The sequence below is a fragment of the Nonomuraea sp. NPDC003727 genome (genome assembly GCF_053586935.1).
Genome location: NZ_JBSFNE010000006.1, coordinates 1 through 23,223, shown reverse-complemented (window position 1 = coordinate 23,223; position 23,223 = coordinate 1). Strand labels below are relative to the sequence as shown.

Sequence of the window (23,223 nt, the reverse complement as noted above, 5' to 3'; positions counted from 1 at the left end):
CCCCGAGTATCGAAGTCCCGCAAGGGCTGAGGCGTCTTCCAGGGAGTGACGGATGACCGGGATCGTGTGGGACAGGACCGTCCTGTTCCTGTTTCCGCCCGATGCGCTGATGCGGCATCTGTGCACTCCCGTCCTCGACATCCTTGAGGAGCACGGGTTCGAGCCGGTCCGTTACGAGGTGGTGTGGCACCGGCCGCCCAACCAGGACGCCTTTCACGAAAGCAAGATCACTTCCGCTTGGAAGGCCTACTTCTACCGGCAGGTCGACCTGGTGTTCGACCTCGGGCCCAGCCTCGTCCTGCTGGTAGAGGACAGGTGCACGGCTGACGCTCACGCGAGGCTGCGTGCCCTCAAGGGCGCCAGCGACCCGGCGCAGGCGGCGCCCGGCACCATCCGGGGCGACCTGCGCGGCGTCAACGTCATGCTGGACATCGTGCACAGCTCGGACAGCCCGCAGGACTCCCGGCACGAGGCGGAGATCTTCCTCGGCCCGGGCTGCGGCACCCCGCTCGACGGCGACCAGCGGGCGCTGCGCGACCTGGTGGCGCTGCTGGAGGCGGGCATCCCCAAGGAGAGCAGGGAGTTCGACGACGTGCGCGCCGGAGTGCGCTCCCGGGTGGTGGCCGCGATCTGGCACGAGCTCGACGACGAGGCGCGCAAGCTGGCCCCGGAGCTGGCCGCGAGCGCCCGGCCGGGCGCGGGCGCGGAACTGGCCGCCCTGCTGCCGCCCCGCCATCCGCTGGCCGACCTGCTGGCCTGCGAGTTCCTGCCCGGCCTGCCGCGCGTGGACCTGCGCAGGACCGCCGCCCTGCTCGCCTGCTACGGCCTGGCGCTCGACCGCTGGGAACAGGCGGTTCTGCAGACCTCGATGCTCTTCCCGCCCCTCCGGCGTTCGGAGTGAGAGTTCGGTGCTCTTCCCGCTCCTGCGGCGTTCAGGGTGACAGTTCGGTGCTCTTCCCGCCCCTCCGGCGTTCAGGGTGACAGCTCGGTGGTCCGGGCGCTCCACTCGACGACCGGCTCGAGCGCCGGGTCGAGGGCGAGGACCCAGGCCGGCAGCTCGACCGCCCGGCAGCCACGGGACAGCTTGGCCCGCCAGCTGCCCTGGCCGTAGTGGAGGCGGGTGACGCCCTGCTCGGCGGCGTGGCGGGCGGGCTCGTAGAAGACGGTCGCGAAGTAGGTGTGGCGGGCCCCCGCGGAGCCGTACCACCTGGCGGTGCTGACGCAGTACCACGTCTCCCGGTGAGGGATGAAGAGGGCGTAACCCACCAGGTGGTCGTCGTGCTCGGCGCTGAACAGCAGCGCTCCGCCGTCGCACAGGGCCGCCAGGCGGTGGGCGACGGCCGCCGGGTCCGCCGCGCCGCCGTACTTGCGGGAGTGCAGGCACTTCAGGTCGACCATCCCCGGCACCGGCCGGGAGATGTCGCTCACGCGCAGCCGTACCCCTGCCTCGGCCAGCCGGCGCAGCTCGCGCCGGGCCTCGCTGCGGCGCTTGGCCGGGAGCCGGACGCCGGGTGAGAGCTCGCACGAGTAGGACAGGGGGATGCGGGCGAAGCCCCGGCGCCCCAGGACCTGCTGCAGCTCCGGTGTGGTGGTGTAGAGGAAGGCGACGGCGCGCAGGCCCTCGGCGCGTGACCAGGCCACGATTTCGTCCACCAGGTCGCCGAGCGTCGCGCCGTCGCGGGCGGCCGGGCCGAGCGGGTGGCACTCGTAGCCGGGCAGCATGACGACCAGGTGCGGGGTCCAGGCCGGGGACCCCGCGAACCGCCGGCGGGCGGCGCGGGCGGCCTCGCTGAGCGGCAGCTGCGCCGGGTCGGCGGTGAGGATGTACGGCAGGTCGAAGGGCTCTCCCGGATGCGCGCCGCGCACCACCGTGCCGTGGAGCACCGCCCCGTCCAGCTCGAAGGTGTACGGCAGGCCGGGCACCCGGTCGCGCATCGCGGCCAGCCACCGGCCGGTGGCGAAGAGCGGCCCGTCGGCGATCGGGCGCAGGCCGGCCGTCACGCGCATCAGACCTCCAGCAGGCAGGCGTCCAGGCCGAGCCGGACCAGCCCGTGCTTGAGCTTGAAGGCGGCGTTGCCGCGCCCGCCCTCGAAGAGCGTCCGGTCCTCGCGTATGGCCTGCTCGACCGTGGCGGCGTGGAGCAGGGGGTAGGGGCTGAAGCGGCCGTCGACCCGGTAGTCGACCCCGCAGGCCCAGGCGTGGAAGCGGTGCCGGTCGCGCAGGCAGACACCGGCGGCGATGAGCCGCTCGCCCTGACGGACCTCGACCGCCTGCGCGAGATCGCCGAGCGCGGTGACGAAACCGGCGAAGAGCTCGGGCGGGTAGAAGCCGCTCGAGCCGTGCTTGGCCGCGGTCATGGCGCACAGCCTGCCGATCTCGGCGAGGTCGGCGGTGCCCGCGGGCCTGACCGTGTACGACACGCCGGCCTCGGCGGCCCGGCGGCGGTTGCGCCGCAGGTTGGCCCGGCCCCTCGGGGTGGCGGGGGCGGCGTGGTCCGTCACGCCGCGCAGGTCGAGGCGGAAGCGATCCTCGATGTGCTCGGCAGGGAAGCCCAGCTCGATCAGGGACTCGCGCAGGGGCGAGCCGTGGGCGACGTTGACGAAGCCGTACCAGGCCGCGCCCAGCTCGCCGGCCAGCTCGCGCATCGCGTCGACGACCGCTTCGAGGTGGGGTGCGCCGGGCAGCCAGGCGTCGTAGCAGTGCCAGACGTGGCTGAGCAGGCCAGGCTCCTGGCCGGTCAGGGGATAGCGGGCGCGGAGCTGGCCGAGCGGGTCCAGGCCGTCGATCAGCGAGACGGGCAGGACGGCCACGGCCCGCCCCCGTTCGCGGACCACGAAATAGCGAAACAACTTCACCGGCGTCAGCGGAAAGCTCTCGTATGCCCGCAGATAACGAGATTGATAGAAAACCGGCGCCCCCGAGGCTGCCACGACGCCATCCCATTCCGCGTCGTCAAGGGCTTCGATTGACGTGAATATGCCAACTTCCACGTTCTCTCTCATATCGCCCTTTCTTTGGATGTAGAACGATATTAAGCATTAATTGAGGCAAGGAGGAAGTCGTGGCTCATGTCGTCTTCCACAATAAGGTGGGCGGATCGGAAACCCTGGAGGCCGCCCCCGGCCGGCCGTTGACGGAGGTGCTGACGGCCCACGGCATTCCGGTCAACGCGGTGATCACCCTGCGGAACGGGAAGATCGTCCCCGAGGAGACGACCGTCGTCGGCGAGCACGACGTCATCGAGCTGCGCCAGGTGCGCCACTACGACCTCGACGTCACCCGCCGGCCCGCCACCACCGTGTACGGCACGCCCGACCCGATCTACACCAAGTCCATCCTGTTCGACACCGCCGGAAGCCTGGAGCGGCGCGTCGAGCAGTTCGACGAGGAGAGCTTCGTCCGCTACGTGGAGGAGACCTTCGTCCAGAGCGTCCTCAGCCACGGCGTGCTCAACCCGGGCGACTCGGTCGTGATCGGGCTGTCCGGCGGCCGTGACAGCGTCGCCTTCCTCAAGCTCCTGGAGCGCACCCGGCACCGGCTGCCCGACTTCTCGATGACCTCGGTGACCATCACCGGCCTGCCCGACTGGGAGGAGCCGGCCACCTTCGCCGCCGCCAGGGCCTCGGCCGAGGGGCTCGGCATCGACCAGGTCATCGTCGACGCCGCCGACATCGAGCGGGTCTTCAAGCTCCGCCGGCCCTTCGTGGAGGCCATGAACAGCGTCGTGGGAGGGGATCGGCGCCACCTCAGCATGGTCGTCGGCCACCAGGTGCTGCGGCGCATGCTGGAGAACCACGCCGAGAGCATCGGCGCCGGCACGGTCGCCTTCGGCTTCAACGCCGACGACCTGGTGGCCAGCATGGTGACCTGGCTGACCAGCGGTTACCGGATGGGCGGCATCCCCGTGCGGCACATCGGCGGGATGCGCTACATCTTCCCCCTCTACCGCATCCCCAAGAAGGAACTGACCATCTACCTGGAGCTGGTGGCGCCCGAGCTGAACCGCCAGGGCACCCCGGGCCGCTTCACCACCGGACCCCAGGAGCGCTCGATGGCCTACGCGATGGCCGACCACCTCTACGGGCTCTGGCCGGGGATCGACTACTACCTGTTCGAGGCCTTCGCCACCATGCAGCGCTCCATGTTCCCGCTGGTCGAGGACAAGTGCCGGGTCTGTGAGGGGGTGTTCGTGCTCCAGGAGGGCGTGCGCAACCCCATCGGCGTCTGCGACGTCTGCGACTTCTTCGCCCGGCAGGAGTTCGCGTGACAGGCTGGTACACCGGCTACTTCACCGAGGACTACTGGCGGTTCGCGCGGCACGAGTACACCGCCGAGCGCACCGCCGCCGAGGTGGACTACCTGGTGAAGGTCCTGGCCGAGCACGCGCCAGGGCGGCGGGTGCTCGACCTGGGCTGCGGGACGGGGCGGCACGCGGTCGAGCTGGCCCGGCACGGGTACGAGGTGACCGGCGTGGACGTCTGCCCGTGGGCGCTGGAGCAGGCCCGCGCGGCGGCCGTCCGGGCCGGGGTGCCGCTGGAGCTGGTGCCCGCGGACCTGCTGACCCGCGCCGAGCTGCCGGTCGTGGACGCGGCGATCTGCGTGCAGTCCTTCGGATGGGGACGCGACGACGAGCAGCTGGCCTTCCTGCGCCGGGTCAGGGACCGGCTGGCGCCCGGCGGCGTGCTGGTCCTCGACCACTCCAACGTCGCGGCGATCCTGGCCGGCTACCGGCCGACGGCGCGCTTCGAGGCCGACGGCGAGGTCTTCGACTTCCTGCGCTCCTACGACCCGCTGTCGGGGCGCAGCCGCGGGGAACTGCGCGTCACGCGGCGCGACGGCACGGTCGCGGTGCTGCGGGACGACGTCCGGCTCTACCTGCCGGGCGAGGTGGCGCGCCTGGTCGGGGAGGCGGGTTTCGAGCTCCTGCGCGCGGACGCGGACTTCACCGCCGGGTCTGCGGTCCGGCCAGGGACCCGTTACGTCCAGCTCGTGGCGGTCGCGCCGGCCCGCCCCGAGCCGGCCGTGCTCCGCCACGCGACCGCCGAGCCAGGCGTGGACCTGCGGTGGGCGCCGGACGAGGTCGAGTTCGTACGGGACACCGTCGAGCGCGCCTGGCACGGCGTCGGCGAACCCGGCGAGGCGGCCCGGCACTACGCCCTGGACGACCCCTACGGCGGCGCCCGCTCCGCGCCGGTCCTCAGCCGCCACTTCGCCGTGGAGCTCAGCCCCGGTCAGGTGGTGACCGGAGCCGGCACGACGGGGCTGCTGCACGCCCTGGCCGGGCCTGGAAGGCTGCTGCACGGCCCGCACGCCCATCCCGACCTGCCGGCCTGGGCCGCCCGGCGGGGCGCCGACGTGCGCGTCTTCGACCGGTGGCAGGACGTGGCGGCGCAGCGGCCCACCATGGTCCTGCTCGACCGCCCCGGCGTCCGCGGCGACCTGCTGCCCCTCGACCACGTCGCCGAGCTGGCCGAGGCGGTGAGCGCGGTGGGCGGGGTGCTGGTGGTCGACGAGGCGTGCGCCACCTACCTCGGCCCGGCGGCCAGCGCCGTCCCGCTGACCACCCGGGTACCCGGCCTGGTCGTGCTGCGCAGCCTTTCCAAGGGTTACTGCTGCGGCGGGCTGCGCGCGGGCTTCGCGATCTCCTCTCCCGACGTGGCCGCCGCCGTGCGGGCCGCGGTGCCGCCGCTCGGCGTGTCGGCCCTGTCCCTGGAGCTGGCACTGCGCCTGCTCGACCAGGGTGACGTGCTCGCCCCGCTGCGGGCGGCGGTGGCCGCGGCCAAGCCGGAGCTCGTGGCCGCCCTGGCCGCGCTCGGCTGCCGGGCCGAGGCAGGACACCCCGACCTGCCGTGGGTGGTGACCGAGGACGAGCTGCCCGCCGGGCTGGCGGGCCGGCGGCTGCCCGGACTGACCCGCGTCAGCGTGCCGCTGTCGGCGGCACGCAGGAGCGCCCTGCGCCGGATGGCGGCCCGGACGGAGGCCCAGTCAGTGGCCCGAACGGCGGCCCGGACGGAGGCTCGAACAGTGGCCCGACCAGTGGCCCGGACGGTGGAGAGGTGAACGTCGGCGAGGTCGTCCGCCTGGTCCATGCCGGATTCGACGTCGACCAGGCCGTCAAGGACGTCGCCGAACTGGCCGGGTTCGACCGCTACCAGGCCTCCGACGGCGTCATGGCCGCCGCGCGGTACGTCGCCGACCGCGCCGAGCAGGCCGGACTGCGCGATGTCCGGCTGCTGGAGTTCCCGGCGGACGGCACCCGGCGCTGGTGGAGCTTCCGGTCGCCCCGTTCGTGGACGCCCGTGCGCGCCGAACTGGCCGGGGTGGCGCGCTACCCCGACCAGCCCTTCGCGCTGGCGGCCTACTCGGCGCCGACCCCCGGCGAGGGGATCGTGGCGCCGGTGGTCCGGCTGCGCTCCGGGGAACTGCGCGGCGCGCTGGTGGTGCACGACGACCCCCAGACGCCGGTGGCGGCCGCGATCGAGCTCGCCGCCCGCCACGGCGCGCTGGGCCTGGTCACCGACCGCCTGCCCGGGCCCGGCCGGATCGAGCTGCCGCCGGGCGGCCCGCTGGTGGCCTTCAGCCTGACCTCCGCCCAGGTCGCCGAGCTGGTACGGCGGGGCCGCGTCCGGGTCGTGGTCCAGGTGCACGAGCGGGCGCCGATGCCGCTGGTGACGGGCGTGCTGCCGGGCGAGGCGGCCGAGGAGGTGCTGCTGTCGGCCCACCTGTGCCATCCCTGGCCGAGCGTCAACGACAACGCCTCGGGCGCCGCCGCGCTGCTGGGAGCGGCGGCCGTGGCCAGGGACCTGCCCAGGCGCAGGGGCATCAGGTTCGTGTGGGGGCCGGAGTTCACCGGCATGGCCGCCTACCTTCACGACGTGGCCACCACCGTGCCCGTCGCGGCGGTCAACGTCGACATGGCAGGGCAGGACCAGCGCCGGTGCGGCGGGCCGCTCATCGTCGAGCGCAGTCCCGACCACCTGCCCGGTCTCGTCAACGCCCTCGCCGAGCACGTCGTGGCGGCCCTGCCGCAGGCCGCCCGCTCGTACTCGGGCGCGGTGGCCTGCGACACCTGGGCCTGGCGGGCGACGCCGTTCGTCGGCGCCTCCGACCACAGCCTGCTGGTGGACTCCGCCATCGCCTGCCCCACGGTGTCGCTCGGGCACTGGCCTGACCGGTTCAACCACAGCGCCGCCGACACCCTGGACAAGCTCGACCCCGACGAGCTCAGGCGCACGGCCACGATCGCCTGCGCCACCGCGGCCGTGCTCGCGGGGGCGGCAGGCGATCGCGGCGAACTGGAGCGGATCGCGATGGGCTGGGGCGCGGCCCGCGTGATGGAGTGCCTGCCGGGGAGGGAGCGGGCCACCCGGGGGTTCCTGCGGCACCGTACCGCCGTGGCGCTGGGGGCGCTCGACGGGGTGGACGCGCTCTACGGGCCGGGTGGCGGCCGGTCCCGCGACTGGCTGCGCGCGCTGTCCGGGCACCTGGCGGACCTGCTTCCCGGCGAGGATCCGGCGGGGGCCGGCGGGCCGCGGCTGCGCCGTACCTGGTCAGGGCCCTTCAACCTGCGCGGGCTGGCCGAGGCGGCGGGTCCGGCCGGGCGGGCGTGGATCGACGGGCAGGTGGCGGCGGAGCGGGCCCGCTCCTACGCGCTCATGCTCGCGCTGGCCCACGGCATCGACGGTGAACGGGACCGGGCGGCCGTCGCCACGTACGCCGCCCACGCGGCGGAGCTGCCGGTCCCCGGCGAGTTCGCGAACGACTTCCTGACCGTCCTCGTCGAGGCGGGCTGGGCGGAGGAGGGCTGATGCGCCAGTTGCTGCGTGACCGGCGGTTCCTGCTGCTGTTCCTGGGCCAGACGATCAACATGGTCGGCGACCGGGCGCTGCTGGTGGTGCTGGCCATCTACGTCAAGGAGCTGACCGGCTCGGACGCGATGGCCGGGGTGGTCTTCGTGCTGCTGTCGGTGCCGTCGTTCTTCGCGCCGCTGACCGGGCTGCTGGTCGACCGCTTCCCCCGGCGGCTGACGCTGATCGTCAACGACCTGGCCGCCGGGGTGCTGGTGCTGGGCCTGCTGCTGGTGCGGCATCCGGGCGACCTGTGGATCGTCTTCGTCGTGACCCTCGGGTACGGCTTCGCCAACCAGATCTTCACCGCCGCCCGGGGCGGCCTGCTGCACTCGATGGTGCCCGACGGGATGCTCGGCGAGGCCAACGGGCTGTTCAGCTCGCTCGGCCAGGGGCTGCGCATCTTCGGGCCGCTGCTGGGCGCCGCGGTCTACGCGAGCCTCGGGCTGGGCGCGGTGGCGCTGCTGGACACCGGGACCTTCCTGGTGTCGGTGCTGGTGCTGCTGATGCTCAGGCGGGCGCCCGACCTGGCCCGGCCGCAACCGCACGAGCGAGGCCGGTTCCGGGCCGATCTGGTGGCCGGGGTCCGGCACATCCTGGGCGACCGCGAGCTGCGCGGCGGCGTGCTGGCGGTCGCGGCGGCGCTCGGCGCGGCCGGTCTGGTCAACCCGGCCATGTTCGCCGCCGTGGAGCAGGGGCTGGGGCGTCCGGCGGCCTTCATCGGGGTCATCGGCGCCTTCCAGGGCGCGGGATCGGTCGCCGGCGGGTTCGTGGTGGGCCGGCTCATCAGACGGTTCGGCGAGCACCGGACGGCCGCGATCGGGTTCGCCCTCAGCACGGCCGGGCTGGCGCTGGTCGTTCCCACGACCGACGTGACGATGTGCGTGGCGGGGATCTTCGTCGGCCTTTCCATTCCCATCTTCATGGTGGCCACCACCACGCTCGTGCAGCGGCGCACCGAGAGCGGACTGCAGGGCCGGGCGTTGACGGCGATGGACGCGGTCATCGACCTGCCTTTCGTGCTGTCGATGGCGGCCGGGGCGTGGATCGTGGGGCTGGTGGAGTATCGCGTGATCTATGCCTTCAGCGCGACGGCCTTCGCGGCAGTGGCGGCGTATGTGCTGGTGGCAAGGCAATGGCGGGTTGATGCCAGCATTTCTCATGCTAATTGACCCGAAAACTCCGGATTTCTAGAGTTAAATGCATCGGGTAGTGGACAAATTGTCCACCCGGCGCAGGAGGCGCATGTGATCAGGGAAAGCGTCCAGACCACGGTAAAGACGCCAATTATGACAACTCCGGAATTCGTCGAGAAGATGCTGGCCGCACGCCAGGAGGTGCAGGTCGTGAAATTCCGGACGACGTGCACCGATTGTGTGCCGAACTACTGAGATGACCGGGCCCGGGACAGGGATCGCGCCCCGTCCCGGGCCTTCCCTGTGCGATGTGCCCGGCCTGGTTCTCGACGAGCTGGGCCGGGCGGGTCGCGGCGTGGTCGTGCTGGCCGTCGACGGGCTGTCCTGGCAGGCCGCCGGCCGGGCATGGCGGGCGGCCGAGCTGAGCTGTCTCACCTCGACGTTCCCGAGCACGTCCGCCACCGCCTGGATGTCGTCGATTACCGGTGCGTCCGTGGCCGAGCACCTGGTCGTGGGCGCGGCCTACCGGGAGCGGGCCGGAGGTCCGCTGGTCGACGTGATCACGGGGAAGACCCTCGCGCGACCGGTCGACGGGCGTCCGGCGGCACGGGAACCGACGGGACCGGCCGCGGGGACGGCCGCGGGACCGGCCGGGCGGACAGCCGTGCGACCGGCCGTCGGTATGGCCGCGGAGACAGCCGTGGGACCGGCCGGGGGGATGGCCGATGGGATGGTCGGCGGGATGGCCGGTGGGGTTGCCGGCGGGAGGGCGCTCGCGGGATGGCCGACGCTCTTCGAGCGGGCGGCAGGGGTCGCCGATGCGGTCGTGGCGGGCCGCGAGCTGGACACGCTCGCCAGCCCGTGGGTGACCGCCCTGACGCGCGGCGCGCGCCGTACCCCCGCCTCGGGGAGACTCACCCGCGACCCGCAGGAGCTGGTGGCCGGGGTGGCGGCGGACGTCGAGGCGGTCATCGGGACGCGGCGGGCGCGCCCGCTGCTGCTGTGGATCTACGTCAACCTGGACGACCACGTGCACCGCCACGGCTACGACGGCCGGGCCATGGACGCGCTGGGCCGGCTGGAGCGGCACGCGCTCGACTGGGCCCGGCGGGGCTGGCACGTGATGGCCTGGTCGGATCACGGGCTGGTGCCCGCCACGCCGGACAGGGAACTGGCGGAGCGGTGGGCGCGGCTTGAGTCGCCGGAGCTGTGCGAGCTGCCCGGCGGCGGTGCCGGCCGGGTGCGCTGGCTGTATCCCCGGCCCGGCCGCGAGGGGGAGGCCACCGAGCGGCTGGCCGCCGCGCTCGACGGCCACGCGCAGGTGCTGCCCGCGACCGCGCTGGGGGAACTCGGCCTGCTGGAGCCGACCGGGCCGGTGCGTGAGCGGATCGGCGCGGTGGTGGCCGTCGCCACCTCGCCGCGCTTCCCGATCCCCGACCCGGGGCTGGCCTTCGAGCACGGGGCCCGCAGCCCCGAGGAGACGCTCGTGCCGCTGGCGCGCTGGGTCAGATCCAGCCGCGCCTAGCGGCCTCCGCGCCGGCCTGGAACCGGCTGGTGGCGTTGAGGTTCTCCATCACGCTGGCCACGCGGCGGGCGAAGGTGCGCTTGCTCAGGTGCAGCCGGGCCGCGGCCCGGTCGTCGGTCAGCCCGTCGTTCAGCGCCCGCAGCACCTCGTGCTCCTCCTGCCCGCCGGGCACGCAGCCGCGCTGCTGGTCGGTCAGGATCCGGTGGATGGTGTCGAACACCCCCGCCACGGAGGCGGCGACCAGTGGGTTGGCCACCCGCTCCAGCCGGTCGGCGGCGGGCTGGTCGGGGTGCGGCACGTAGACGACCATCCGGTCCCGCACCAGCACCTGGTACGGCAGGCCGGCCACGGCGTGCACCATCGCGCCCGCCTGCCATGCCTGCGTGAAGGGCGAGGTGCGGCCCGGCTGCCCGGGCCCGTGCAGGATGCGGATCGCCAGGCGCCGCCTGGCCAGCTTGGCGAACAGCCGCGGCAGGGAAGGATGCATCCGGTCCGGCTCGGCTGACAGGACCAGCAGCTCCGAGCGGGTCTGCTCGGCCAGTTCCAGTTCGACGAGCGAGATGCCGAGGTCGGAGGGGGAGTGATCGCGATCCGCGTTCCGGGTCGTGCGGGGCCTGTGCTGTGCGGTCAGAGACATCGATACCAACCAGCTCACCTGAGGGGGACCATCTGCCATGAACGGTAGATGGGCGCTATGTGGATGCGATTTCGGCGAGTTATCGGTATTTATCGGTACATGTCGGGGGTGATTCGGATCCGCTCGGTAGAAGTCCATGTGCACCGCCACAAATACCGCCCACCCTTCTCGGCATTTGTGGCATTACCGATCTTCCGCGGGTACCGTACGATCTTCGGTGGAGAGAGCTCAGGAACGGCATCTGACCACGTCTGAGACGAACCCAGGTGGGCATGCGCATGGAGTTTCGCATCCTCGGTCCCCTCGAGGCCGTCTCCGGTGATCGGCATATCCCGCTGGGCGGGCCCCGCCAGCGCGCGGTCCTGGCGATGTTACTGATCAACGTCGGCAGGGTGGTCACCACCGACCGGCTCGGGACGGCCATCTGGGGGCACCGGCCGCCGGCCACCGCCCGCAACCAGGTGGCGATCTGCGTCTCCGGGCTACGCCGCGAGTTCGCCGCCGCAGGAGTCGCCCACGACCCCATCGTCACCGCGCCCTCCGGCTACCTGCTGCGCCTGGGCGAGGACGACGTGCTGGACGTCAAGCAGGTCGAGGAGATGCTGCGCCAGGGAAGGGCGGTGCGCGCGGCCGGCCGTCCGGAGAAGGCCTCGGAGTTCCTCGCCGACGCCCTGGCGGTGTGGCGGGGCGAGCCGCTGACCAGCGTGGAGGGCGAAGTGATCCGCTCGGAGGCCGAGCGGCTCAGGGAGTGGCGCCTGGCCATCCTGGAGGAGTTCTTCGAGGTCGAACTGGAGCTCTCGCGCGACTACCAGATCGTCGGGGAGCTGACCGCTCTGGTCACCGAGTTCCCGCTGCGCGAGCGGCTGCGCGCGCTGCTGATGCTGGCCCAGAGCCGGGCCGGTCGCCGGGCCGAGGCCCTGGCCACCTACCAGGAGGGCTACCGGCTCAGCGTGGAGCGGCTCGGGCTGGAACCCGGCGAGGAACTGGCCGGCCTGCACGAGGCCATCCTGCGCGGCGAGGCCGGCGCGCGGCAGGGCTGGCTGCCGGTGGAGCGTTCCGCGGCCGGCGCTCCGCCCGCCGTCCCCGCGCAGCTCCCGCCCGACGTCGCCGGCTTCGTCGCCAGGGAGAGGGAACTCGGCTACCTCGACCAGCTGCTGGAGCGCAAGCTCGAGAACGGCCTGCCGTTCATCGCGGTCATCACGGGCATGGGCGGCGTGGGCAAGAGCGGCCTGGCCGTGCACTGGTCGCACACCATCGCCTCCCGCTTCCCCGACGGGCAGCTCTTCGTCGACCTCAACGGCTACTCCGAGACCGGCCCGCCGCTGTCTCCCTTCGACGTCATCGACAACCTGCTGCGGGCGCTGAGTGTCTCCCGCAACCACCCCCTGTCCACGCTGGAGGAGCGGGCGGCCACGTTCCGCAGCGCGCTGGCCGGACGGCGGGTGCTGCTCGTCCTCGACAACGCCCGCGACTCCGGCCAGGTCCGTCCCCTGCTGCCGGGCGCGACGGGCTGCGCCGTGGTGGTGACCAGCCGCGACCAGCTCACCGGCCTCATCACCCTGGAGGGCGCCACCCCGCTGCGACTGGGCGTGCTGGAGCCGGAGGAAGGCGTGGGCGTGCTGGCCCGCATCGCCGGCGAGCAGCGGGTGAGCGAGGACATCGAGGGCGCCATGCGGCTCAGCGAGCTCTGCGGCGGGCTGATGCTGGCGCTGCGGGTGGCCGCCGCCCGGCTGGCCATCAGGCCGTCCTGGACCAGCGCGGACCTGGTCGCGCGCCTGACCGACGAGAGCCGTCGCCTGGACGAGCTCAGCCAGGGCGAGGTGGACCTGCGGACCAAGTTCATCCTCAGCTACCGCGACCTGGCCCCGCAGGTGGCGGTCATGTTCCGGCGGCTGGCGCTGATCGACGTGGCCGAGTTCGGCCCATGGCTGGGGGCGGCGCTCCTGGAGGTGCCCGAGGGCCGCGCGCAGGACCTGATCGAGCAGCTCGTCGACGCCCAGCTCCTCGAACTGGGCCAGCCCCGCCTGGGCGGGCAGGCCCGCTACCGCTTCCACGACCTGGTGCGCCTGTACGCGCGCGAACGCGCCCTGGCCGAGGAGAGCGAGCACGAGCGGGAGGCCGCCCTGCGCCGCGCCCTGGGCTGCTGGCTCGGGCTGGCGGAGGCGGCCCACGCCCGGCTGCTCGGCGGGGACTTCGCGGTCCTGCACGGCTCGGCCGCGCGTTACCCGCTGGCTCCCGCGGTGCTCGACCGGCTGCTGGCCGACCCCATCGAGTGGTTCGAGGCCGAACGCCAGCAGCTGCTGTCGGCCATCGGACAGGCCGCCGCGGCGGGTTACACCGAGATCTGCTGGGACCTGGTGATGACCTCGGCCACGTTCTTCGAGTCACGCAGCTACTACGACGACTGGCGGTCGACGCACGAGCTGGCGCTGACCGCCGCGCGGCGCGCGGGGAACGCGCGCGGCGAGGCGGCCATCACCTACGGCCTGGGCAGCCTCCAGCTCTTCCGCCAGCGCTACGACGCGGCCGAGCCGCTGCTCCTGCGGGCCGTGAGCATGTTCGCGGAACAGGGCGAGGACCACGGCCGCGCCCTGGCGCTGCGCAACCTCGCCCTGCTCGACCGCATCGCCGGCCGCTTCGAGCTGGCGCTGGATCGCTACGAGGAGGCGCGCGGCGTCCTGCGGGCGCACGGCGACCGGGCGGCCGAGGCGCATGTCACGGCCTGCGTCGCGCAGGTGCGGATGGAGCGCAGGGAGTACGGCGCGGCCGAGTCGCTGCTCAGGCTGGCCCTGGGCATGTTCGAGGAGATCGGCCACCAGCGCGGGGTGGCCCAGGCGCTGCACCGGCTGGGCGAGGTGCTGCTGCGCACCCAGCGGATCGACGCCGCCCGGCAGACCCTCGAGAAGGCACTGGAGACGGTGCAGCAGCTGCGCGACGTGGTGGGCGAGTCCTACGTGCTGCGGGTGCTCGGCGAGACCTACGCCAAGCAGGGCCGTACGGAGAACGCGGAGAAGGCGCTGCTCACCTCCCGGGACATCGCCTACCGGGTCAGTGAGCAGTTCGTGGTGGGGGCGGTCTCGCTGGCGCTGGGCAATCTCTACTTCGGGACGGGGAACGCCGCGCTCGCCCGCAACAACCTGACGCTGGCCGCGAAGGTCTTCGAGGAGCTGGGCGCCAGGGTCTGGCACGCGCGCGCCCTGGAGGCGCTGGCCGCCACCGAGGCGATGCTCCACAACGACCAGGGGGCGCACGAGCTGTGGGCCCGTGCCTCCGCCCTGCTCGCTGCGGAGCGCGGCTGAACGCTGCTGAGCGCGCCGCTACGGCTTGGGGACGACGATGACGGTCCCTGTCCAGTGGAAGTTGCTGGCGCCCTCGCCGGGGCCGCCGGGCTCGTCCGCACCGGCCTGGGCCAGGCCGCCGGAGAGGGCGGTCAGGATCGCGGCAAGGACGACCGTGGTCGCGAATCGGCGCATCATCGTGGGTCCCTTCTGAGTGGATGGTTGCGCGACGGGAGGGGCGGGGCGAGCGGCCAGGGGAGCGGGCCCGGCACGTCCGTGGTGCCTCCGGTGCCGAAGGCGGACGTGGTCGCGCCGGCCGTCTCGCCGCCGTCGACGACGAGCTCCTGGCCGGTCATGAACGAGGCCTCCGGGGAGGCCAGATAGTGGAAGGCGGCGGCGATCTCCTCCGGCTGGGCGTGCCTGCCGAGCGGGATGGTGCGGTTGACCTCGTCGAACATCCCCGGGGTGTACTCGGCTTCCTGCATGGGGGTCAGGACCGCTCCCGGGCTGACACAGGCCACGCGCACCTGAGGGCTCAGCTCCAGCGCGAAGGTGCGGCACAGCGCCAAGATCCCCGCCTTCGTGGCGTTGTAATCCGCGTAGTAGGGATAGCCGCGCGAGCCGTTGACGGAGGCGGTCGCCAGCAGCACCCCGTGGCCCTGGCGCGCCATGTAGCCGGCGGCGCAGCGCCACAGGCCGAGCACGCCGAGCAGGTTGACGTCCACCACGCGGCGCGCCGTGGCCTCGTCGATGTTGAGCACCCCGTGCCGGACGCTGATGCCCGCGTTGGCGATCACCACGTCCAGCCGGCCGTGCTCGGCCCAGACCTCGGCCACCGCGGCCTCGACGGCCGGCCAGTCGGTGACGTCGGCCTCCATCCAGCGGACCGGCTCCTCGGGAACCGTGCGGGGCGGCTGCACGTCGAGGTTGATCACGATGTCGCCCGACCGCGCGAAGCGTTGGGCGGTGGCGAAGCCGATCCCGCTGGAGGCGCCGGAGATGACCACAGTACGCATGACGGTCCCCCTCAGAAGATCACCCGCGGGCTCGCGGTCGCCCGGTTGCCGATGGACCTGCGCAGGTTCCTGCTGACCGTCAGCTTCTTCAGCCACCGGTCGGTGCCGTCGTAGCGGGGCGAGAAGGGTTTGCGGCCATGGACCACCAGGTAGTTGTCGATCACCAGCAGGCTGCCCTGCCCGACCACCACGTCCTGCTGCCTGGCCTCCAGCTCGGCCACCAGCGCGTCCAGCGCCCGCTCCGCCTCCGCGTCGCCGTCCACGCACGTCATGAACGGCCGGTCGAGCCGGAGGTAGGGGCGGCGCGGGTCGCCGACGAGGACCGGCACCGGCTCGGGTTCGTCCCGCATCCGGCGCATCAGCTCCAGCGCCGGATGGTCCGGCTGGCGCAGCTCCAGCTGGCGCAGGTGCTCGTCGTCGGGCCTGATGTGGAAGCGGGGCCGGCCCAGCAGTTCCTCCTGCTCGGGCGGCAGCTCCAGCTCACGCACCGACGAGACGGTGGTCGGCACGCGGTCGTGGTTGCGCAGGCCGAACAGCAGCAGGTAGTCGCAGCGCAGCGGGTGGAAGCCGTCCTCGGTGTGGAACTCCAGCAGGGACTGGCTGCCGTGGCCGCTCTGCCGCATCTCGTCGCCGCGGATCGGGACGATGTTCTGGACCATCCGGCCGCCCTGCAGGGTGGACCAGGCGAAGGGCTCGCCCAGGACCATCCCGCACAGGGCGAGGAAGATCTCCGCCTCGCTCGCCGTCCGCGACTGCCCGGCGCCCGACCAGTGGTCGGGGGTGGGGCCGAGCGCCCGGTCGTCGACGGGGAAGCCGTGCACCATGCAGACGCCGGCCGGCTCCGTGCGGCGGAAGTCCTCCAGGAAGCGCCGCAGTCCCACCGGCAGTTCCTCGCGGACGTGCCAGCACCGGTCGTAGAAGCCCGGGTCGGCGGGGTCCTCGTCCAGGGCCCTGATGCGCTCGGCGACGGCCAGTATCGCGTCCACCTCCTTGCCGTCGAGGAGGTACTCGACCGTCTCCGCCGTCATGCGAGCGCTCTCCTGACGCTGGCGGGGCGGATGTCGGTCCAGCTGCGCTCGACGTGCTCCAGCGCCGCGGCGCGGCTGTCGGGGCCGAAGACCACGCTCCATCCCTCGGGCACCTCGAAGGCCGCCGGCCACAGGGAGTGCTGCTCCTCGGCGTTGACCAGGACGAGGAAGACGCCGTTCGCGTCGTCGAAGGGGTTGGCGCTCATGTCAGCCCTCCGGGCGCAGATCGAACAGGATGCCCCTGGGCGGGGCGGCGAAGTGGCGCTCGTCGGCGCACACCCATCCGGACTCCCGGAAGGCCTCGTGCCACTCCTCGCGCGTGGGCAGGTAGACCCCCATCAGCGCGTGCACGAGCTCGAAGCCGAGGGTGAAGATGCGCGTGTCGGGGCCGGGCAGCGTCTCGCTCCTGACCACGTCGCACAGCAGCAGCCGCCGCGCGTTGGGGAAGGCGGTGCGCAGCTTGCGCAGGCCCGCCACGCAGGTGGCCTTGGGCCAGAAGTCGTGGCCGAGGAAGACACAGGTGATCAGGTCGACGTCGGCGAACTCCGGCCTGGGCTCCAGGTTCCGCACGTCACCCGTGACGATGCTGATCCGGTCGGCCATACCGGCCTCCGCCACCGACGCCCTGGCCAGTTCCACCGCGGCCGGCGCGACGTCCACGCCCACCCCGCGCACCCCTGGCCGGCGACCGGCGGCGCCCATCAACCGCTGGCCGGAGCCGCAGCCGAGGTCGGCGATGACCTCGTAGTCCAGTTCCGCCAGGAGCTCGACGAAGTGCGGCTCGACCTCCGTGTCGCCGATCAGCCGGGAGCCGACCGCCACCGCCCGCATGTCCCTGGTGTAGAAGTCGCCGGTCCGGTCCTCGGTCCTGGCGACCTCCGGCACCACGGAGAACAGCTCGCCGCAGCCCCGGACCATCCAGTAGAAGTAGCCGCGCGCGGCGTAGGCGCTCTCGAAGAGCGGGCCGGTGACCGCCTTGTCGTCGGCGACCTCCACGACCTCCGCCCACGAGAGCGTCACCAGAAGCTGGCGCACCACCCCGCGGTCGAGCCCGTCCGCCTCGGCGGTCTCGAAGGAGTAGCTGCCCTGCTCCTTCAGCGCCTCCAGGATGCCCAGCTCGGCGGCCGCCGACAGGGACACCGCGACGAGATAGGACGAGAACAGGTCCGCAACCGGGCCGCGCGTGAAATCCGCGCTCATGGGATTCTCCTTTTTCGCCGACATTTCGCTCACGCTTTTCCGGAATCGGCCCAGAGCGTGTCCATGGTCTCGTGCGTCAGCACCGTCTCCAGGTCGCTCTTGGCGGCGTAACCCATATTGATGATCGTGCGCACCCCGGCGCTGATCGGATAAACCCGGTGCAGGGTGGTGTTCGTGCGCATGACGTACAGGTCCCCGGCCCGCACCTCGAACGAAAGGGTGGGATTGCCGAGAAACGCGCGATGGATGGCCGGATCCTGCTTGTTCCATGTTGTGCCGGGCACGCACTGGACGAATCCGCCGTGTTCGGCGGGCGGGCACTCGACGACCCAGACCAGCGCGAAGCTGTAGTCGTCCCAATGCCAGCCGTGGGTGTCGCCGTTGTGCTCCAGGCGGGTGATGACGTACTGCTCCGGCTCGTACGGACAGGCCAGCACCGGCTCGTCCACGATCTCCGAGAGCAGCCCGACGAGCGCTTCCGACTCGTACAACGCCGGGATCACGCTGCTGCGCTCCGCGATCTCCGCCCGCGTCACGTTGCGCATCCTGCGCGGTGTGCCGCCGGTTTCCTTGAATCGCAGATCGCGCCGCACCCCGGATTCTTCGATGAGGGAGAGCACGTCGCCCGACACCGCCTCCTTGATGCTCGGCGGCACCAGGAAAGATGCCGTCGCGAAGCCGTGGGCGGCGAATTTCTGCCGGGCCGCCGACAATTCGTCGGCCAGTCCGGGGCGGCGTGCATGCTGGTTCAGCTCCTGCAGTATGAGGGCATTCACTGCGGGGATCCTTCGCTTCGCCTGATGGGGATCTCGCTGCTACGGAACGTAGGGCCGCGAGTGGGGGCGGAAAAGCGCCCGGCGCGACTGTGGCGAGAAATCGCCATTCATTCCCGGCGCGACCGGGTGCCGGGCCGGCCCTTTTACGCTGGGCGGGCATATGAATTCCCCGGTTAGACAGGATGCGCCATGCCCACCGGCGTCCCCCTCTTCCTCCTCCAGCTCATCGTGATCCTCCTGCTGGCCGTGCTGCTGGGCCGGCTGGCCGCCCGCTTCGGACAGCCGGCCATCGTCGGGGAGCTGTCGGCGGGACTCCTGCTCGGCCCGGCGGTGCTGGGACAGCTGGCGCCCGAATGGTCGCAGTGGCTGCCCAAGCCGGGCTCCGGCGCCCTGATCGACGCCATCGCCCAGCTGGGCGTGCTGCTGCTGGTCGGGCTCACGGCGGCGCAACTCGACCTGGCCGCGCTCGGCCGGCAGGCGGGCACCCTCGCCCGGATCAGCGCCTGGGGGCTGCTGGTGCCGCTCGCGCTCGGGGTGGCCGCGGGCTTCGCGGCCCCCGAGGTGCTGCTCGGGCCGGGCACCCGGCGCGAGGTCTTCGCCATCTACTTCGGCGTGGCGCTGTGCGTCAGCGCCATCCCGGTCATCGCCCGCACCCTGACCGACCTGCGGCTGCTCGACCACCGCATCGGCCAGCTCATCCTGGCCTCCGGCGCGTGCCAGGACGCCGTCGGGTGGGTGCTGCTCGCGGTCGTCGGCGCGATGGCGGCCACCGGCCTGGACGTCGGCGCGCTGGGCCTGTCCGTCCTCTGGCTGGCGGTGCTGCTGGCCGTGGTCCTGGCCGCCCGGCCCCTTGCCCGCCGCGTGCTGCGCGGAGGCGAGCAGGCGCCCACCATGACGATCGTGGTGGTGATGATCCTCACCGCCGCCCTGGCCGCCCATGCCGCCGCGCTGGAGCCGGTCGTCGGGGCCTTCATCGCCGGCCTGCTCGTGGGTGTCAAGGGCGGAGCCGACCCCAGGCACCTGGCCACCCTCCGCACGGTCGTCATCGCCGTGCTCGCCCCCGTCTTCCTCGCCTTCGCCGGGCTCCACCTGGACCCGGCCGCCCTGGCCGACCCCGTGGTGGCCGCCGCGGCGGCGGCCGCGCTGGCGATCGCCGTCCTGGGCAAGCTCGCGGGCGGTTACGTCGGTGCCCGCACCAGCGGGCTGTCGCACTGGGAGTCCTTCGCCATCGGCGCCGGGCTCAACTCCCGCGGCCTGATCGAGGTCATCGTCGCCACGGTCGGCCTGCGGCTGGGCATCCTCACCCCGGCCGCCTACTCGATCATCGTCCTGATCGCCGTCACCACCTCGCTCATGGCGCCTCCCCTGCTGCGGATGGCGCTCGCCAGAGCTTCGATTGGAGAGCCGGATGGCCGTCGCCAGAGTGAACGGAACCACGATCACCTACACTGACCAGGGCTCGGGCGAGCCGGTCATCCTCGTCATGGGCACCGGCAGCCCCGGCCACGTCTGGCAGCTGCACCAGGTGCCCGCCCTCCTCGCCGCCGGCTACCGCGTGATCACCTTCGACAACCGCGGCCTGGCGCCGGACGGCGGGCCCATGCCCGAGATCGACGACCTCGTCGGCGACCTGGCCGCGCTGATCGAGACGCTGTGCGGCGGGCGGTGCCGGGTCGTCGGGGTGTCCATGGGCGCCCACGTGGTCCAGGAGCTGCTGCTGGGCCGGCCCGCGCTGGTCTCGCAGGCCGTGCTCATGGCCACCCGCGGGCGGCCCGACCACTTCCGTGCCCGCCTGTGCGCCGCCGAGGCCGAGCTGTACTCCAGCGCCGTGGAACTGCCGGCCGCCTACGGCGCGGTGCTGCGGGCCGTGCTCAGCCTCTCCCCGCACACGCTCAACGACGAGCGGGAGGCACGCAAGTGGCTGGACCTCTTCGAGGTCTTCCCCACCGCCGCGGCGGTCATGCGGGCGCAGAGCCGGCTCGAGAACATCTCGGACCGGCTCGACGCCTACCGGTCGATCAGCGGGCGGTGCCTCGTCATCGCCTTCGAGGACGATCTCATCACCCCGCCCCACCTGGGCCAGGAGGTGGCCACGGCCATCCCGGGCTGCCGGTACGCGCAGGTCGCCAAGTGCGGCCACTACGGGTACCTGGAGCAGCCCGACGAGGTCAACTCGCTGATCATGGACTTCTTCTCCGCCTCCTAGCCCGGCCGTCAGGTGGTGGTCAGCACCGGTAGCCTCCGACGGGAGCTGACCAGGGAGCGGCGCGGCCGGGGCAGCGGGTCGACCCCGGTCTCGACGAGGACGAGGCTCATCGCCCGCTCACCCTCGACGAAGATCAGCCCCCGTTCCCGCAGCGCGGCCACGTGCTCGGCGGCCTCGGGCGCGAGACGGTCGAGGCGCGTCGGGCGCTCCAGCGTGACGAGCACGTCGGCCACCGCGGGATCGAGCGGGTACCGCAGGGGCGAGCCGGACCGGGAGTCGTGGACGACCCAGACGCCGTCGTCGTCCCGCTCCATGCGCAGCTCCGGCGGCGTCCCTTCCCACGAACCGAGCCAGGCGCCCACGGCCGCGCTGAGCGGCCGGATCCAGCGGGCGACCCCGATCATGTACGGCGAGACCGCCCGGTCGGTGAAGTAGTAGGCGAGCCGCCGCAGCGACTCCTCGGGGAAGGGGTAGGTCAGCCGGTAGTGGTCCACCGGATGCAGGTCGAGCCCAAACTCGGCGGCGTTGTTGAAGTAGGGGCTGTAGCGGTCGAACCGCACAGGGAAGACGCCCTCGGGCGGCGGCAGGTGGGTCAGGAGCGGCAGGTCGTCCACGTACTTGGCGAAGGTCGACTCGGGCTCGCCGGGGAAGCCAATGAGCAGGTTCCAGGCGGGCGAGATGCCGTAGCGCACGCAGTTCTTGAGCAGCTGGATGTTCTGGAAGGAGGAGGAGCCCTTCTTCATCAGCTTGAGCGTGCCGGTGGACAGGGCCTCGATGCCGGGCTGGATGCGGTTGACGCCGGCCCTGGCCATCTCGGCCATGTCCTGCTGGTCGAGGCCCACCTTGACCTCGTAGAAGATCGAGGCCTGCGGAGGGGGCTGGATCCTGGGCAGGACCTCGGTGAGGTACTCCAGGGGCATGATGTTGTCGGTGCAGGAGTAGACGGTGCACCAGGGCGCGTAGGAGAACAGGCGCTCGAACTGGGCGACCGCCTTGTCCGGCGACATGGCCCGGTAGGCCATGCCCTGGCCGTTGAGACCGCAGAACGTGCAGTGCGAGCGCTCGCCCCACCAGCAGCCGCGGGAGGTCTCGAAGAAGAGGATGGGCTCCACCTTGTCCTCGACCGCGGCGGTGAGCTCGTCGAAGGACGTGGCGAAGGAGGCGTAGTCGGGCTCGACGCTGTCGTCGATGTCGGTGTCGGCCCCGATGGCGCGGCGGTAGCGCTCCTCGTGGCAGTTGTCGCGGGAGACGACGCCGAGGATCGTGTGCGCCGCCGGCAGCTCGCCGTCGAGCATCGCGCGCAGGAAGCGGGGGAAGGTGTTCAGCGCCGGGCCTGAGAAGACGAAGTCGAGCTGCGTGGCGTGCTCGACCAGGGCCGCGCCCATCGGGGCCTCGCAGTTGGCGCCGCCCATGACGGTGACGGTGTCCGGGGCGCGGTCCTTGACGATCCTGGCCATCGCCAGGCTGGGCACGGTCTGCATGAACATCGAGCTGAAACCGACCAGGTCGGCCTCGGCCAGGCGGTACTTGTCGGCCAGGAAGGCGCAGAACTCGCCCAGCCGGTCCCGGCGGCGCAGCAGCTCCGCGCGGAAGGGGGCGCGGTCGGGGCCGGCGAAGTAGCGGGCGAAGTACTGCTCGCCGTTGTCGGGCTCCTCGGGGAAGGCGACCTGGCGGAAGAGCCAGTCGCCGATGCCGGCCACGTGCTGCTCCATGCCTTCGGCGATGGCGTCGTAGAGCTCGGTGCCGAAGAAGCGCACGAAGTCGTGGTTGAGGTAGCAGACGCGCACGTCGATCTGGGCGCCGAAGTCGCGGCGGACCAGCGCGCCGAGCTGGCTGAGGGCGAAGGAGGGTCGTCGCCGATCCGCGAACGGCATGTTGACCAGGGCAACGTCAAGCACTGAGAGTCCTTTCGCCTTCCGTTCGCCAGACGGAGTACTGGCGGAAGCCGTAGAGGAGGGGAGTTTCGGGGGCGCTGTGGATCTCGGTCACCCGGCCGAGCACCAGAGCGTGGTCGGTGACCGTCCAGACCTGCTCGACCAGGCATTCGGCCCAGCCGTGCAGGTCCTCCTCGAGGCGGGGCAGGCCCAGCCGTCCGTAGGGTGACCACTGGACGGAGGAGAAACGGTCGGCGGTGAGGGAGGAGAACAGTTCGGCGACGGGGCGGGCCCGGGCGGGCAGGAGGTTCACGCCGAAGCCGCCGGAGCCGAGGGCGGCGGCCAGCGTCCGGCTGTGGATGTTCATGCTGACCAGGAACGTGGGCGGGCTGAGCGTGACGCTGATGAGCGACGAGCAGGTCAGGCCGCAGGGCTCGCCCTCCGGGCTGATGGCGGTGACCACCGCCACCCCCGTCGGGTAGGCGCTCATGAACATGCGGCAGGACTCCACCAGGGCGGTGGTCATCGCAGGCTCGTCAGGTATTCGTGCGCGGTGGGCAGGGCGGCGACCATGCGTTCCGCGGCGGCGCGGACCGCGGCGAACTCGGCCCGCGCCCGCGCCGGATCGATGTGGTGGAGCGCCGGCCGCGGGCGGAGGGGCGCGTGCCCGAGCCCGAGCAGCATGGTGATCCACGAGTAC

General features: G+C 72.4%; 20 protein-coding genes. 9 read left to right on the top strand and 11 right to left on the bottom strand.

From position 1 onward, the window contains the following. Positions 1 to 52 precede the first annotated feature (52 nt). Positions 53 to 901 (top strand): nucleoside-diphosphate kinase, encoded by an 849-nt coding sequence (locus tag ACWDLG_RS16560; protein ID WP_449920632.1) that lies wholly within the window; start codon positions 53 to 55, stop codon positions 899 to 901. 71 nt (positions 902 to 972) lie between these two features. Here the strand turns inward: ACWDLG_RS16560 and ACWDLG_RS16555 are convergent, their stop codons facing one another. After that, complete coding sequence (locus tag ACWDLG_RS16555; RefSeq protein ID WP_449920630.1) at positions 973 to 2,007, bottom strand: GNAT family N-acetyltransferase; 1,035 nt, start codon at positions 2,005 to 2,007, stop codon at positions 973 to 975. Then, complete coding sequence (locus ACWDLG_RS16550) at positions 2,007 to 2,855, bottom strand: GNAT family N-acetyltransferase (RefSeq protein WP_449920627.1); 849 nt, start codon at positions 2,853 to 2,855, stop codon at positions 2,007 to 2,009. Before ACWDLG_RS16550 ends, ACWDLG_RS16555 begins: the two co-directional genes overlap by 1 nt. Positions 2,856 to 3,061: 206 nt before the next feature. On the opposite strand from ACWDLG_RS16550, the gene ACWDLG_RS16545 reads away from it, so the two are divergent. The 5 genes from ACWDLG_RS16545 to ACWDLG_RS16525 all read left to right on the top strand — a co-directional run bounded on the left by ACWDLG_RS16545 (position 3,062) and on the right by ACWDLG_RS16525 (position 10,508). Continuing rightward, positions 3,062 to 4,267 (top strand): hypothetical protein, encoded by a 1,206-nt coding sequence (locus tag ACWDLG_RS16545; protein WP_449920624.1) that lies wholly within the window; start codon positions 3,062 to 3,064, stop codon positions 4,265 to 4,267. Further along, entirely contained in the window at positions 4,264 to 6,060 is a 1,797-nt protein-coding gene (locus ACWDLG_RS16540) for an aminotransferase class I/II-fold pyridoxal phosphate-dependent enzyme (protein WP_449920622.1), read from the top strand. The genes ACWDLG_RS16545 and ACWDLG_RS16540 overlap by 4 nt, the downstream gene beginning before the upstream one ends. Continuing rightward, positions 6,057 to 7,808 carry a DUF4910 domain-containing protein gene (locus ACWDLG_RS16535; RefSeq protein WP_449920619.1) on the top strand — a complete coding sequence of 584 codons (1,752 nt, stop codon included), beginning with the start codon at positions 6,057 to 6,059 and terminating at the stop codon, positions 7,806 to 7,808. Before ACWDLG_RS16540 ends, ACWDLG_RS16535 begins: the two co-directional genes overlap by 4 nt. Beyond that, positions 7,808 to 9,019 carry an MFS transporter gene (locus ACWDLG_RS16530; protein WP_449920616.1) on the top strand — a complete coding sequence of 404 codons (1,212 nt, stop codon included), beginning with the start codon at positions 7,808 to 7,810 and terminating at the stop codon, positions 9,017 to 9,019. Before ACWDLG_RS16535 ends, ACWDLG_RS16530 begins: the two co-directional genes overlap by 1 nt. A 274-nt stretch (positions 9,020 to 9,293) precedes the next feature. Continuing rightward, entirely contained in the window at positions 9,294 to 10,508 is a 1,215-nt protein-coding gene (locus tag ACWDLG_RS16525) for an alkaline phosphatase family protein (RefSeq protein WP_449920613.1), read from the top strand. On the opposite strand, the gene ACWDLG_RS16520 is transcribed toward ACWDLG_RS16525, so the two are convergent. Then, positions 10,489 to 11,145 (bottom strand): helix-turn-helix transcriptional regulator, encoded by a 657-nt coding sequence (locus tag ACWDLG_RS16520; protein ID WP_354910839.1) that lies wholly within the window; start codon positions 11,143 to 11,145, stop codon positions 10,489 to 10,491. The two genes, ACWDLG_RS16525 and ACWDLG_RS16520, sit on opposite strands and share 20 nt — an antisense overlap. A 278-nt stretch (positions 11,146 to 11,423) precedes the next feature. On the opposite strand from ACWDLG_RS16520, the gene ACWDLG_RS16515 reads away from it, so the two are divergent. Next, positions 11,424 to 14,444 carry a BTAD domain-containing putative transcriptional regulator gene (locus ACWDLG_RS16515; protein ID WP_449920612.1) on the top strand — a complete coding sequence of 1,007 codons (3,021 nt, stop codon included), beginning with the start codon at positions 11,424 to 11,426 and terminating at the stop codon, positions 14,442 to 14,444. 18 nt (positions 14,445 to 14,462) lie between these two features. Here ACWDLG_RS16515 and ACWDLG_RS16510 read toward each other — a convergent pair whose 3' ends face one another. The 6 genes from ACWDLG_RS16510 to ACWDLG_RS16485 are packed head-to-tail and all read right to left on the bottom strand — an operon-like array spanning position 14,463 to position 18,443. Next, a complete protein-coding gene (locus ACWDLG_RS16510) occupies positions 14,463 to 14,621 on the bottom strand; it encodes a hypothetical protein (protein ID WP_449920609.1) in 159 nt (52 codons plus the stop codon). Next, entirely contained in the window at positions 14,618 to 15,439 is an 822-nt protein-coding gene (locus tag ACWDLG_RS16505; protein ID WP_449920606.1) for an SDR family NAD(P)-dependent oxidoreductase, read from the bottom strand. Before ACWDLG_RS16505 ends, ACWDLG_RS16510 begins: the two co-directional genes overlap by 4 nt. 11 nt (positions 15,440 to 15,450) lie before the next feature. Continuing rightward, complete coding sequence (gene gntD, locus ACWDLG_RS16500) at positions 15,451 to 16,467, bottom strand: guanitoxin biosynthesis L-enduracididine beta-hydroxylase GntD (RefSeq protein WP_354910847.1); 1,017 nt, start codon at positions 16,465 to 16,467, stop codon at positions 15,451 to 15,453. After that, on the bottom strand, positions 16,464 to 16,673 hold the full coding sequence (locus tag ACWDLG_RS16495) for an MbtH family protein (RefSeq protein ID WP_449920604.1): 210 nt from the start codon (positions 16,671 to 16,673) through the stop codon (positions 16,464 to 16,466). The genes gntD and ACWDLG_RS16495 overlap by 4 nt, the downstream gene beginning before the upstream one ends. 1 nt (position 16,674) lies before the next feature. Then, on the bottom strand, positions 16,675 to 17,667 hold the full coding sequence (locus ACWDLG_RS16490) for an SAM-dependent methyltransferase (protein WP_449920601.1): 993 nt from the start codon (positions 17,665 to 17,667) through the stop codon (positions 16,675 to 16,677). Positions 17,668 to 17,696: 29 nt separating this feature from the next. Then, on the bottom strand, positions 17,697 to 18,443 hold the full coding sequence (locus tag ACWDLG_RS16485; RefSeq protein ID WP_354910855.1) for a HalD/BesD family halogenase: 747 nt from the start codon (positions 18,441 to 18,443) through the stop codon (positions 17,697 to 17,699). Between the two features lie 189 nt (positions 18,444 to 18,632). Here ACWDLG_RS16485 and ACWDLG_RS16480 point away from each other — a divergent pair, with 189 nt between their 5' ends. After that, on the top strand, positions 18,633 to 19,895 hold the full coding sequence (locus tag ACWDLG_RS16480) for a cation:proton antiporter (RefSeq protein WP_449920597.1): 1,263 nt from the start codon (positions 18,633 to 18,635) through the stop codon (positions 19,893 to 19,895). Beyond that, entirely contained in the window at positions 19,852 to 20,649 is a 798-nt protein-coding gene (locus ACWDLG_RS16475) for an alpha/beta fold hydrolase (RefSeq protein ID WP_449920594.1), read from the top strand. The genes ACWDLG_RS16480 and ACWDLG_RS16475 overlap by 44 nt, the downstream gene beginning before the upstream one ends. A gap of 8 nt (positions 20,650 to 20,657) precedes the next feature. On the opposite strand, the gene ACWDLG_RS16470 is transcribed toward ACWDLG_RS16475, so the two are convergent. Further along, the gene (locus tag ACWDLG_RS16470; protein WP_449920591.1) at positions 20,658 to 22,547 is read right to left on the bottom strand and encodes a RiPP maturation radical SAM C-methyltransferase; all 1,890 of its coding nucleotides are present in this window, start codon (positions 22,545 to 22,547) and stop codon (positions 20,658 to 20,660) included. Then, complete coding sequence (locus tag ACWDLG_RS16465; RefSeq protein WP_354910865.1) at positions 22,540 to 23,049, bottom strand: flavin reductase family protein; 510 nt, start codon at positions 23,047 to 23,049, stop codon at positions 22,540 to 22,542. Before ACWDLG_RS16465 ends, ACWDLG_RS16470 begins: the two co-directional genes overlap by 8 nt. Positions 23,050 to 23,223 lie beyond the last annotated feature (174 nt).